The 12,046-nt window shown below is 63.8% G+C and carries 15 protein-coding genes; 7 read left to right on the forward strand and 8 right to left on the reverse strand.

Translation table 11 applies throughout. The features are described from left to right. The first annotated feature begins 55 nt into the window (after positions 1-55). The 4 genes from P1IM2_RS10990 to P1IM2_RS11005 all read left to right on the forward strand — a co-directional run bounded on the left by P1IM2_RS10990 (position 56) and on the right by P1IM2_RS11005 (position 3,312). The gene (locus P1IM2_RS10990) at positions 56-661 is read left to right on the forward strand and encodes a TetR/AcrR family transcriptional regulator (RefSeq protein WP_186402457.1); all 606 of its coding nucleotides are present in this window, start codon (positions 56-58) and stop codon (positions 659-661) included. 65 nt (positions 662-726) lie between these two features. Continuing rightward, on the forward strand, positions 727-1,677 hold the full coding sequence (locus P1IM2_RS10995; protein ID WP_186402458.1) for an ABC transporter ATP-binding protein: 951 nt from the start codon (positions 727-729) through the stop codon (positions 1,675-1,677). After that, positions 1,658-2,407, forward strand: a complete 750-nt coding sequence (locus tag P1IM2_RS11000; protein WP_222103022.1) for an ABC transporter permease — start codon at positions 1,658-1,660, stop codon at positions 2,405-2,407. Before P1IM2_RS10995 ends, P1IM2_RS11000 begins: the two co-directional genes overlap by 20 nt. Positions 2,408-2,409: 2 nt before the next feature. Further along, positions 2,410-3,312: a CPBP family intramembrane glutamic endopeptidase gene (locus tag P1IM2_RS11005; RefSeq protein ID WP_260833996.1), complete on the forward strand. Its 903-nt coding sequence runs from the start codon at positions 2,410-2,412 to the stop codon at positions 3,310-3,312. A gap of 364 nt (positions 3,313-3,676) precedes the next feature. Here the strand turns inward: P1IM2_RS11005 and P1IM2_RS11010 are convergent, their stop codons facing one another. Continuing rightward, the gene (locus P1IM2_RS11010) at positions 3,677-4,135 is read right to left on the reverse strand and encodes a hypothetical protein (RefSeq protein ID WP_186402460.1); all 459 of its coding nucleotides are present in this window, start codon (positions 4,133-4,135) and stop codon (positions 3,677-3,679) included. 9 nt (positions 4,136-4,144) lie between these two features. After that, entirely contained in the window at positions 4,145-7,129 is a 2,985-nt protein-coding gene (gene traA, locus P1IM2_RS11015) for a Ti-type conjugative transfer relaxase TraA (protein WP_186402461.1), read from the reverse strand. Positions 7,130-7,301: 172 nt separating this feature from the next. Between traA and P1IM2_RS11020 the strand changes: the two genes are divergently transcribed. Beyond that, positions 7,302-7,625, forward strand: a complete 324-nt coding sequence (locus P1IM2_RS11020) for a conjugal transfer protein TraD (RefSeq protein WP_186402462.1) — start codon at positions 7,302-7,304, stop codon at positions 7,623-7,625. 16 nt (positions 7,626-7,641) lie between these two features. Further along, positions 7,642-7,872, forward strand: a complete 231-nt coding sequence (locus tag P1IM2_RS11025; RefSeq protein WP_186402463.1) for a conjugal transfer protein TraD — start codon at positions 7,642-7,644, stop codon at positions 7,870-7,872. On the opposite strand, the gene P1IM2_RS11030 is transcribed toward P1IM2_RS11025, so the two are convergent. The 5 genes from P1IM2_RS11030 to P1IM2_RS11050 are packed head-to-tail and all read right to left on the reverse strand — an operon-like array spanning position 7,844 to position 10,629. Next, positions 7,844-8,056, reverse strand: a complete 213-nt coding sequence (locus P1IM2_RS11030; protein WP_186402464.1) for a hypothetical protein — start codon at positions 8,054-8,056, stop codon at positions 7,844-7,846. The two genes, P1IM2_RS11025 and P1IM2_RS11030, sit on opposite strands and share 29 nt — an antisense overlap. After that, positions 8,053-8,493: a MucR family transcriptional regulator gene (locus P1IM2_RS11035; protein WP_186402465.1), complete on the reverse strand. Its 441-nt coding sequence runs from the start codon at positions 8,491-8,493 to the stop codon at positions 8,053-8,055. The genes P1IM2_RS11030 and P1IM2_RS11035 overlap by 4 nt, the downstream gene beginning before the upstream one ends. A 12-nt stretch (positions 8,494-8,505) precedes the next feature. After that, positions 8,506-9,426 (reverse strand): HEPN domain-containing protein, encoded by a 921-nt coding sequence (locus P1IM2_RS11040; protein ID WP_186402466.1) that lies wholly within the window; start codon positions 9,424-9,426, stop codon positions 8,506-8,508. 58 nt (positions 9,427-9,484) lie between these two features. Next, positions 9,485-9,739: a hypothetical protein gene (locus P1IM2_RS11045; protein WP_186402467.1), complete on the reverse strand. Its 255-nt coding sequence runs from the start codon at positions 9,737-9,739 to the stop codon at positions 9,485-9,487. Further along, positions 9,736-10,629 carry an ArdC family protein gene (locus tag P1IM2_RS11050; protein WP_186402468.1) on the reverse strand — a complete coding sequence of 298 codons (894 nt, stop codon included), beginning with the start codon at positions 10,627-10,629 and terminating at the stop codon, positions 9,736-9,738. Before P1IM2_RS11050 ends, P1IM2_RS11045 begins: the two co-directional genes overlap by 4 nt. A 538-nt stretch (positions 10,630-11,167) precedes the next feature. Here P1IM2_RS11050 and P1IM2_RS11055 point away from each other — a divergent pair. After that, complete coding sequence (locus P1IM2_RS11055; protein WP_186402469.1) at positions 11,168-11,407, forward strand: AlpA family transcriptional regulator; 240 nt, start codon at positions 11,168-11,170, stop codon at positions 11,405-11,407. Positions 11,408-11,466: 59 nt separating this feature from the next. Here the strand turns inward: P1IM2_RS11055 and P1IM2_RS11060 are convergent, their stop codons facing one another. Next, positions 11,467-11,790, reverse strand: a complete 324-nt coding sequence (locus tag P1IM2_RS11060) for a DUF736 family protein (protein ID WP_186402470.1) — start codon at positions 11,788-11,790, stop codon at positions 11,467-11,469. Between the last annotated feature and the right edge of the window lie 256 nt (positions 11,791-12,046).

The following is a 12,046-nucleotide window of genomic DNA, read 5'->3' on the forward strand; positions in this document are numbered from 1 at the left end:
GGCATTTGCTGGTCACGCTTGTCAGCCAATCCGATAGCTATCCGGAGAAAATGGAATGGCCGCAAAGGCAAAGCATCGCCAACCGATTATCGACGCGGCCGTCACGCTATTCCGCCAGCGGGGCTATGCCGCTACCGGGCTTAACGATCTGGTCGAAGCCAGCGGCTCCCCAAAGGGGTCGATGTACCACTACTTTCCCGAGGGCAAGCCTTCGATCGCTGTGGCTGCGGTTGAAGAGGCTGGTCGCCGTGTCGTGGAGACCATAGAAGCAGTCGCAGCGCGGACCTCGTCCACCGCAGAATTGCTGCTGGAACATGCTGCGCTGTTGAGTGGCTGGATGGAAAAATCTGGTTTCTGTGATGGCTGCCCGATAACCACTGTTTTGCTCGAACTTGCTCCGGACGACCGGGCTGTCACCAATGCCGGACGTCATGCGTTCGAAGCTCGCCTCCGCGTCTTACGCGCCAGCCTCATTGATGAGGGGTTTGATGCCAAGCGTGCCGAAGCACTGGCGCTGGTATGCACCAATGCCATTCAGGGAAGTCTTGTGATGGCGCGGGTTGAATGCAGCCGCAGACCCATCGAACAAACGGCAGCCGAGCTCGGTCGACTGCTTAAAGCGGCGCGTAGCAATGGTTCGGACGGTGAAGCCCTAATCTGATCAATCACGGCGACACGCTTTAAAAATATATTGACTGGTCTAATTCACGTCGGCAAGTTGAGCTGATGACAGTCTTAGCGCTCGAAACGCGCCAACTAACGCGCAGGTTCGGCTCTCGAATTGCCGTCGACGAGCTTGAACTGACCGTGCCGCAGGGCGCGATCTACGGTTTCCTTGGACCCAACGGTTCGGGAAAGACCACCACGATCCGCATGATCCTGGGCCTGCTTAGGCCAGACTCAGGGACGATTACCGTCAACGGCATTCATGCGCAGGCAGATCGGCGGAGCGCGGCAGCACAGATTGGTGCCATACTCGAAGCCGGGTCGTTCTATCCCAACATTTCCGGACGCCAGAACCTGCTGCTGACAACTCGCTTGCTTGGCCACAAGGATAGCGAAGTCACGAGGGTACTGCGGATTGTCGAAATGGAAGCACACGCGGGTCGGCGCGTGCGGGAATATTCGCTGGGGATGCGCCAGCGTCTCGGGATTGCCCGTGCTCTGATTGGCGGCCCGGCTTTGCTGGTTTTGGATGAGCCTACCAACGGCCTCGATCCGGACGGCATTATCGATATGCGCCGGTTTCTCGGGCGCCTGCCCGGCGAGACTGGCGCCACTATTTTCCTGTCGAGCCATCTCCTCGCCGAAGTCGAGCAGATTGCGACCCATCTCGGGATCCTGAGCGGAGGTCATATGGTGGCACAAGGAGCGCTTTCAGACTTGCAGAACAGCGCGCCCGCAACGTGTGTGATCAGGACTGAAGATGAACCGGGGGCTGCGCATATCATCGCCAGCCACGGATTTGAGGCCGTATCCCGTCAGCCGAATATCTTCAGAATGCCGCCAGCCGCAGGCCAGCCACCGGAACGCCTGCTCGCTAGGCTGAATGCCGATCTGGTTTCCCAGAGAGTTGGTGTGTTTGCCTTGGCGCAGCAACCGGCCAGCCTTGAGGCCTTCTACCGGCAGCGGACCGGTGCGTATCAGCCGGGAGTATATGATGCCGACAACGACTAGGGCATTGTTGACCGCTACGATTGGCGAGTTTGCTAAGCTCTCCCGTACGCTAGCGATGGTGCTCATTTTCGCTGCACCGGCTCTGATCGCGGTCTTCAGTCTCGCCAACCAGCTGCGAACCAAGCAGCCCACCGACTGGATGATGTGGATGAGCGGGGCGGCGTCGATCTGGGCCTATTTCATGCTGCCCATGGCGCTCGCCGCCTTGTCGGCATTAATGGCCAATATGGAGCATTCGGTGCGGATGTGGGACCATTTGCGCGCTTTGCCGACAGCCCGCTGGGTGCATTATGCGGCCAAGGCAATCTGCCTCCTTGTCATTCTCGCCTTCATGACTGCTGCTGTGCCGACGATGGTATGGGCCGCGCTCAACGCGGGAACGATGATCGATCCGCGTGCAGCGCCATCGGGCATTCTGGCGGTCCATGACGTCGCTTTGGTCAGCGTCAGATTGCTCGCCGCCTCGCTGCTACTCGCAGCCATCCAGCTATGGGTTGCGCTGCGTTTCGCCAGCTTCGTCCCTACAATCGTTGTGGGTATCGCAGGGACATTCTTCGCCGTGGTCGCGCCCTCGGCAAAGATCGGAATCTATTCGCCCTGGCAAATTCCTCTCAACGCGATCGGTGGCGATCCGGAGCGAGCGGGTTTTGCGCTGACCTTTGGCGCTACCGTGGGTGCGGCGGTGTTGATCACGGCCATTATCCACCTCGCTCGAAGAGACGTGATGTGACGATGCAGGAGCGCCAGCTTCGCGCGGGTTCGACCGCCGTCCGTGTGCGGACTGCGACATTCATCGGCGTAACATTTTCCGCTTCGTGGCTTTTCTGGTTCGTTGCGTCGCCCGCCGCCCAAGGACAACAGACCATTCTGCTGGCAACGATCTACATGTTTGGCCCGCTGGTCGGCGCGCTGGTGACTGCACGGGCTTTCGATCGAGACCGGACCGCTGCCATGATCGGGTGGCGCTGGCGATTCAGCCGGTGGTGGATAGTGGGATGGCTGCTAGCGGGCGCGCTTGCGCTTGGCGCTGCCTTGGCGAGTAGCTTGCTTCCTGGCGTCACTCTGCAATCGGCGAGTGAGGGCGCGTTGGCCGCCGTGCAGGCCAGTGGTGCCGAAATCCGCCCCGAACTTGCCGAGGACCTCCCCTCATTCCCGATTTTGGTTGTGCTGGCCCTGCTCGGAGGGATCATCCCCAACGCGATCGCCGGATTTGGCGAGGAGGCTGGTTGGCGCGGCTACCTGTGGTCAGTGGTACGCCATATGGGCTTTTGGAAAGCCAGCCTGCTTGTCGGCACGATCTGGGGCCTGTGGCACGCGCCGCTCATCATCGCAGGCCACAACTACGGCGCTGGCTACTGGGGTTTCCCGTGGACCGGAGTTCTGATGATGACCTCCTTCTGCATCGCGCTGTCGCCTGTCATGGGGTTCCTGCGCGATCGAACCGGTTCGGCAATTCCCGCCGCAATCTTTCATGGCACCATCAATTCGATGTCGGGGATATCACTGTTCCTCCTCGATGGTGCGAACATATGGTCGCTCGGTATCATCGGCTTTCCCGGTCTTGCCATATTGGCGGTGGTCACCGCTGGGCTGCTGCTGTTGCGGAACGATCAGGCAAGGTCGCAGGGCGATTAGCGGCTGACCGTCTGAACGCGCACGATTTCCTCGTTCAATCGCACCCGACACGTGGGAACTCGCGATCCGTGCCGAGAACCTGTTCGACAAGAGGTATTACAACGAGTTTATCTACGGAATCTTCGACACGCCGGACGCCTCGGGCAATTGTGATCGCTGCCATCTGGGTGCGCCCGGTACGCCGCGAAGGATCCTGGGTTCAGCCAAGGTGAGGTTTTAGCAAAGCATCGACGCTCGGCCAGCGGTGAAAGCGCGGTTCTGGCTAGATGTCCATGTCGATCCGCAGCAAACGGGGCAGCTGCCGGGCAACTTGCCGTCGAGGCGCTGTTGCCCGGGTAAAAACGTCAGGCGACCCCAGCCGGCGTCAACTCCAAGCCGCGACGCCGACCAAGGCCAGAAGCGCCCCAAACAACAATCCGCCGGTCGCCGCCCAGGTCACCCACAAGTCCTGCTCGTCGGTCGAGCGGCGCTGCTTGATCATGCCCTCGACGCGGCCGAGCATGCGCGCCAGCGTGTCGCGTGCCTCACCGATCGATTTCGCGTCATCGGCTCGGTAACTCATGATAGCTTCGTGGATTTCCACGGTGATCGTTTGCGGCGTGAGCCGCATGGCCGGCTTGGCGTTGATGCTCTCGATCTGCTTTTCCATCTCGCCGAGACGGGAGGCGATATCGCGCAGCGTAGGCAAGTAGTCGGGGAGCTTTTCCTTTGCCGCCGTGAGGCCTTCGATCGCGGTTCGCTGCAGGGAGATCTCACGGCGCAGCTCTTCGAAGGCCTTGGCGGCGTCGGTGGCGGGAGGGGTGCGGACAGGTTTCTGGGTCATGGCCGCATGTTACATCGATATCCCCATGCCGCGTCCACGGCCGAGATATTGCTGGAGATCCTGAGACAGCGTTTTTCCTCTCACAGCGTCCAGCCCGAGCTGCGCGCGGCGATTCTGGAGCAGCGACTCGAGCTGCGGGTCGCGGTGCAGGCTCTTCGCCATGTCGTTGAGGTTGGCGCGCGCCGCATCGCGCGCGGCATAGGTCGGAGCCTTGCGCGCCTGGGCACTCTCCTTCTGCCACGAGGCTACGAACAGCTCGGCGCGCTTCTCGAGCTCGGCGGCAAGCCGCTTTTCTGCAGCCGCCTGCCGCGCCTGATCGCGCGCCGCGCGGTCGGCGGCTGCCCGCTCGGCCGCACGCTCGGCGGCGCGGGCCGCAACTGCGCCGTCCATCGCTGCGATCGCGCCCGCGGTGCGCCCTGCCGCTACCTCGCTGGTCAGCTTGTAGCTTTTCCCGAACGCTTCGCGCAGATCGTTCGCGCCGCCGGGGCGCAGTGCATCGAGTTCGCTGTACGCCTTTTTATAGGCATCGAGCTCGTGCGGCAGTTCCTTCCCGCCGGCGCGCCGCACGTCGACGATCTCCTTCGTCACCCGCGCAAAGCACTCAACTGCCTTGTCGAGGGGAGAGCGTGTCGGGGCGGACTCAAGAGCGCTAGCCCTGATCTTCACCTCGGGGAGGCGGGCATCGCGCCGCAGCGCCGACGCTGGCTCTTCGAGTGCCTTGCGCGAGACTGTGAGCTTAAGCCCGTCGAACATGGAGCGCTTCGGCTCGGCGGCCTTTGTCGCCGCTGCCACCTTGTAATCGCTCGCCATATCCTTGCCTCGTTCGCGCGATGCGGCACGGACGAGCTTGTTCTGGTTCGCAAAATCATCGCGGCCGTAGTAAAGACCAACCTGCTCGCGGTGCCTGGACAGCGCGACGTACGTCGAGTGGCTGTCTACCCCCGGCGTCGCGAGCACCTGCACCCGGTCGACGGTCATGCCCTGCGCCTTATGGATCGTCGCCGCATAGCCATGATCGACATGGGCATAATCCTTGAGGTCGAACGTCACGCGTCGCCCATCATCCATCGTCACCGCCATGCGCGCCGGGCTCACGCTCTCGACGCTGCCGAGCGAGCCATTCTTCACGCCAAGCTCGCGCTCATTCTTCAGGAACATGATGCGGTCGCCCGATGCAAAGGCGCGCTCGCCGCGCTCGACGGTTAGCGCGACCTCATTGTCGAGCGCTCCGCCCGCCTTCAGCCGCTCGCGCACCGCCTCGTTGAGCTGCTCGCGCTCGTCGTTGGTGTGGGTGAGGATCATCCGGCTCGCACCCGGATGCGCCTGCCGATCGCGATCCCAGGCATCGACCAGCTCGGCGCGCGCCGCCTCGCGCGTGTCGGCGGCGTGGACATGTCCCGCCTCGGCATAGCGACCGATCGCCGCGCCCGTCCGCACGGTGGCAAGCTCGCGCGTCGCCTCGCGCTGCCACGCTTCCTGCTGGCGGCGGATGTCCATGATTTCGACGGCGCCGTGACGCTCGGCCGCAGAGCGGAACGCCGCACCCGCCTCGATCGCCTGCAACTGCTGCGGATCGCCGACAAGAACGACTTTCGCGCCCTGCCGTTCGGCCTCGGACACGACACGCTCGAGCTGTCGCGTGCCGACCATCCCGGCCTCGTCGATGACGAGGATATGTTTGTCGGTCAGCCGATCGCGATCATTGGCCCACTGATGTTCGAGACTGGCGAGCGTGCGCGAGCCGATGCCCGAGCCCTGTTCGAGTCCTTCGGCGGCGATGCCCGACAGAGCGGCGCCTTGCACCTTATAGCCCGCCGCTTCCCATGCCTCGCGTGCCACCCCGAGCATCGCGCTCTTGCCCGTTCCGGCATAGCCGATGACATTGCTGATCCCGCGCGCGCTGGTGACATGTTCGAGTGCGCCGCGCTGTTCCACTGACAGGTCTAGGCCGCGTGCCGACGAGCGCGCCAGTGCCCGTTCGCGATGACGGTCGGGAACGCCATGATTGCGGCGCGCGTCGAGCGTTGCGGTGGCGCGCTCGAGCCGCTGCTCGGTCTCGATCATCGCCCGCGACGTGAACCGTTCGTCGCCGCGCCCGTCCTTGCCGAGCGCGATCAGGTCGGGTGATGTTTTGACCGCTCCCATCACGGCGTCGAACTGCTCCTTGCCGTCGCTGTGGCGGTGCGCGAACCTCGCAAGGTCGCGGGTGGTGAAGGTCGCCTGGCGATGGGTGATCGCGTCGAGCGCGATCGATGGATTGGCGAGGATCTTCTCGCCGTTCGATCGGGCGATCTCAATGTGCTCGGCGAGCCGGTCAGCCTCCAGCCCTTCGGCTGCCATCCGCGATGCCGCGGGACCGATCTTGTGCTGGGGTTCAAGGTCGATCCCCTGCGCTTCGAGACTGCGATGATCGATGCGCGCATCGATATCGAGCGCGGCGAGTCGTTCATTGACATGGTCGGCCCAGGCTTCGCGCCAGTGGGTCAAGAGCTCGGTGCGGTTCCAGTCGCGGACCTTCGCGCCGAACTCGGCCGCTCCATCCTCGCCGATCCGGATCTCGCGCATCGTCAGCATCACATGCGCGTGCGGCCGCGCGAGCCCGTCGGCGCCAATGTCCCAATGGACATTGAGGTCGGCGATCATGCCGCGTGTCACAAACTCGGTCTGAACGAAGTCACGGGCAAGCTCGATCCCCTGCCCCTCGGTCATCTCGCGCGGGATCGCGAACTCGATTTCGCGCGCGAGCTGCGCGTCCTTGCGTATCTCCGCCGCCTCGACATCGTTCCAGAGCTTTTCGCGGTCGCGCCACTCTTCGGGCGCGCCCTCGGGCAGCAGCACTTCGCTGTGAACGACACCCGTCTTGTTCGAGAAGTCGTGGGCACGGCCGAGCCGCTCGTCGTGCAGCCGGTCGGCCGAGCGATAGGCCGCCGCGGCGACCGCGCTGCTGCCGGCGGCGCGGGAAATGACTTTTGCCGAGAAATGGTAGATCGCCATAGCGGCATACCATTTACAGCAAAACGAGCACGTCGGCACGACGTATAAGCGCGCCCTCACACGATTTCATCGCGCTCGGGATCACAAAGTCTCGGGAGATTTCAGCTGCTTGAACGCAGATGTGACTCGGCATAGCTGGATTGTCCGACCCTCACGAACGGAAGGACGAACGATGCGCAAACCCCGTGATTATGACGCCGAACTCCAGGCGCTCACCGACAAGGCCAAGGCACTCAAGACGAAGAAGCAAGGCCAGCTCGGCGAGCTGGTGATTGCGACCGGCGCCGACGATCTATCGATCGAACAGCTTGCCGGCGCACTGCTCGATGCTGTCGGCGCCGACGCCGCGCGAAAGGAGACGTGGCGCAAGAGCGGCGCGGCCTTCTTTCGCGGGGGCCGCGCCCGCGCTGGCAAAGGCACTGGCCGGAACGCGGGCAGCGCTGCGGCGATCGGTGCAGACGCGCAATCGCCTGCAAGCCAAGCGGGCGCGGAATGACACGCGGGCGTGGCAGGTGAAGCGCCGCGAGCGCACGCGCCAGCTGATCGAGTTAGGCGGGCTGATCGCCAAGGCCGATCTGATCGAGCTGACCGGCGACGATCGCGCGGTCATTCTCGGGCTGCTGGTTGAGGCGGCGGCGACGCTGCGCGGCAAAGCGCGCGAGCGGCAGCTGTTGCTATGGCGCCGACGCGGGAAGCGCGCGTTCGCCGATGGCGTCAGCGCCGATGCGACGTCGAGACCTTGACCGAGCTGCAAAGACCGCAGGGCCGCTTCTCGCGGACGTAACCGCTCGCACCGCCGAGGCCGCGTGTCACGACATTGGCCTGCGAGCGCACGGACAGATTGAGCCGGTCGGTAATGCAGTCATCGCAAATCGCGATGCCGTCGAGGCGCTGGATCAGCGCCTCGATCTGCGCGGCGATGGTCATTTTGCCTTCGCACGGCCTCGCGCGGCAGGCTTGCGGCCGCCGCCGCGACCCTTGGTGCCGAGACCGATCTGCTTGGCAAGCTCGCGGCGTTTTTCGGCATAATTGGGCGCGACCATTGGATAGTCCTTCGGCAGGTTCCACTTCGCCCGATATTCATCGGGCGTCATGCCGAAGTTGGTCTTCAGGTAGCGGCGCAGCATGGTGAGCTTTTTGCCGTCCTCGAGGCAGACAAGATAGTCGGGCTTGACCGACGCGCGTATCGACACCGCGGGCTGTTGCGGTTCGGGTTCGGGCTGTGTCCCGGAAGCAAGACCCGCAAGCGCCTCGTGCACCGACCGAATGACGAGCGGGATATCCGAGATGGCGACGCTGTTGTTGCTGACATGGGCGGCGACAATATCGGCGGTCAGTGTGACCAGCGCTTCGGTATCTTCCATTTTGATCTCTCCCTATTCTGCGGGGCGGTCGGCGCTGCCGAGCGCCGCGATTTGATCGCGGCAAATCGTTTCCACAAGGCCTTCGAGCACGGCGACGCGGTCGCCGATCCAGTTCAGCTCCTCGGCCGTGATCTTGTAGTGCGGCGAGTAGCGCGCGTTGACATAAGCGAGCCGCAACAGCTCGAAGCAGCGGCGGCTGAATTTGTCATGGCGCGGCCAGGCTTCGATCAGCGCGGGCGCGATCTGCTCGCACTGCGAGCGTAGGAAATTCAGCCGATGCGACTTGGGGCTGTAGAGTGACAGAACGAGCAAGGTACAGTGGTAGAGCCGTTCTGTCGCCTGATGGTAGTTGAAGGCCGCCTCATTGAAGTTGCCGCGCTCAACCAGAAACTTTGCGGAAGCAGCAAATGCTGTCGCGCTTTCGAGCCAGCTTTCAAAATGCTTCTGTGCCTCAATCCGCGCTTCATCAGCGGGCAGATTGCGCGGCTGCGCGAACTCATATCCCTCGGCCTCGTAGAGCGCGATGCCCTGCTCGACGATATCGATGAAGAAGGGCCGTCCGCGCTCGAGCTGGGCGTTTACGTCGTTCAACGAGTGAACGATGAAGCTCACCGGAGCGGTGAGGCTGTGGCTGATCGTGACCTCGCGCATGAGCCGGTCTTCGGCCGCCGACCAATGCTCGAATTCGGTCAACCGCTCGTAATTGACGACCACAAGGATGTCATAGTCGGACTGGTAGCCACCGACCGGATCGTCGACCCAGTCGCCGCGTGCATAGCTGCCGTAAAGGACGATCTTGAAGATGCGGCCTTTGCGGTTCCAGTCCTGCGTCCCGCGCGCATGCGCGGTCTCGAACTCCTCGAACAGGATGCGCACGACATCGGCCAGTTCGCGCTGCTTGGATGCGGGAAGATGATCGAGGCCGGTTCGCATTCTTCTCACCCTGAAATGCGTACGCCCGGATTACAAGCGCCATCCGGGCGTACGCCGATCAAAACCACGGCCAGACCAGTTGCGGGAAGCGCGCATGAAGGCAGCGCGACCACATAAGAAGGGCCTCAGCGAAGTCGGCTATCACCTGTTCGATGGTGATGCCATGCCGCACCGCCAATTCCTCATAGGGGGTTTGATCGAACCGCACCGACAGGAAAATATCGCCCTGCCGCGCGGTCATCTTGCGGGGCGCGATGACCATCCGACGCTCGACATCCGCGATGGTGACGGTGGACAAATCGCGGCGCCTCATCGTCCGCCTCCCGCAAAGGCTATTAGATAGTCGCTCGCCTTGCTAGCCTGACTCGCGGCGCGAAAGATCGCCTTGTCGTCATCGCGCAACACCGACAGCCATGACGCGATGTAATCAGTATGGCGCACGGTCGGAGCGATCCCAAGCGAAGCACAGGTGAACGCCGCTGCCATCTCGGCGACCAGCTCCTCCTTGGCGTATGCCTCCGACCCGAACGCGCCCTTCTGGTCACGGCCCAAACGGCTGCCATGACCGGTCCAATGACCAAGCTCGTGCAGCGCGGTGCGATACCAGTTGACCGGTTCGTGAAACGCCGCCTGCGGCGGCACCTGCACAAAGTCATGGGAAGGGCTGTAGAAGGCTTCACCGCCGCCGATTTGGAAGCGTGCGCCGCTCGCCGCAATCAGCGCGTCGGCCTCGGCGATGGCAAGCACCGGATCGGGGCCGACCATCGGGGCGTCAAAGTCTTCGGGCAGTCCCTCGCACTGATCGACGTTGAACACGACAAAGCGTTTGAGGAACGCCACTTGCCGTGCCTCGCGATCCTCACCCCGCGCGGCCTCGGCTTCGGTCTTGGGGGTGAAGCGGTCGGCGTAGCAGATGACGGTGCCCTTCTCGCCGCGCCGGACATTACCACCCGCCGCCTCGGCCTGCCGGTAGGTCAGCCAGCGCTGCGAGGCATAGCCCTTGGCAATGCCCTCGGCCCAAAGTAGCAGCACATTGATCCCTGAATAGCGCCGAGCGGTTCCCGCGTTCTGCGGCATCGTGCATCCACACGCGGCGCTATCCCAAGGCTGCACCCAAGGCAGCCGTCCCTCTTCCAGCTCCGCGATGATCCGGCTCGTAACCTCGGTGTAGAGGCTGGCCCGTTCCTGTCTTTCCGCACGCATGTCCCTTCTCCTTCCAGCCACCGCACCCCGGCCCGGAAGGGGGCGGGGTGGGCGGCAGGAGGGAGCCGGCAGACCCGCGAGATCGGCCGGGCTGCACCCGAAGGGCCGGAACGCAAGAGGAGGACCCGCGGCACGCGGGTTGCGGCCCGGGCGGGCGGGGCTAGAGGCGAGTGACGCCCACCCTGCCCCCGCCGTGCCGGGACAGACCGACGCCGCCGCGAGAGCGGCGACCGCGTGCGCGCCAGCGGCGCACCACCGGACACGAATCGGACGACGCTCGCGCCGCCCGCGGCGCGTCCTTCGCAGCGCGACTGTCGCAGACAGTCTCAATCGCAAGGCGGCGCGAAATTATCTGCCGCGAGATGCATTTTTATTCTCACACGCGGCAATTGGACAAACTTTCCCACAGTTCGACAGAGTAGGCCAGACTATGACGACGCCAATTAGAGGCGCCATTTCATGAAGTTGACGAACCGGAATTCCTTCCCATTCTCATTTGCGGGGCAACATTTCGAACCAGTAAATGAAGGAACTGTCCATGGCGTTTCAATCTCCCCTCCGTCTCATGCGGCTCAATGAAGTGCTCGATCTGACCGGCCTCAGCCGCGCCACTCTCTACCGCAAGATCGCGGTGGGCACCTTCCCACCACAGCACAAGATCGCGACGCGCTGCTGCGGCTGGCGCGTCGGCGAGGTCGATGTCTGGCTGCGCAACCCGATGACCTTCACTCTCGCTGACCTCGATCGCAACAAGGGCCAAGACCGCAGCCCTGTCTGAATGCCGCACGGCAAAGCCCCGCGCCGCAGCTGCGGCGCGGGGTGGGGCGGCATCGCGCCTCAGTTTTCGGGATTCCAGATGATCGCATAAGCGTCGTCGCTGTCCTGGCCGGCGGCGCGGCCGAGGTTGGCATAGATGCGCCGCGGCCCGAACTCGGGGGCGGCGAGGGTCAGCGACACGAACGGCTTGCCTGACGCTTCGCCGATGCGGACCCAGCCGGCCCCGATCTCGACGCCTTCGGACCAGACCCGGTAGTCGGGCTGGACGTCGCCGGCCTTCGAGGGGTTGGGGCGGATCTCGATCGCGGCGCGGATCGAGAGGGTCTTCAATTGGCCGACAAAGCCTTTTTCGATGCTGCCGTTCACAAAGCCGATAGCTGCCATGGGTCTTCTCCTTCACTGTGCCGGGGGACCATCCCTGCGGCATGGGCGGACCGGAGACCGGCGCAAAAGGCGCCCCGCGAACCCGCAAGGGCCGCAGCGAAGCGGAGGAGTGCGGCGGCGCGATTATTTGAAGCGCAGCGGCCGCGAGGAGCGTGCGCAGCACGCGGGGACATAATCGCGCCGCCGCACTTTTGCGGGGCGCCGCGCCGGTCCAGGTCAGATCGCCCGTCGCCGGGGATGGTGCTGTGGTGCAGGG

Origin of the sequence: Sphingopyxis sp. P1IMeth2 (assembly GCF_900185685.1) — a bacterium.
Classification (GTDB): Bacteria; Pseudomonadota; Alphaproteobacteria; order Sphingomonadales; family Sphingomonadaceae; genus Sphingopyxis; species Sphingopyxis terrae_A.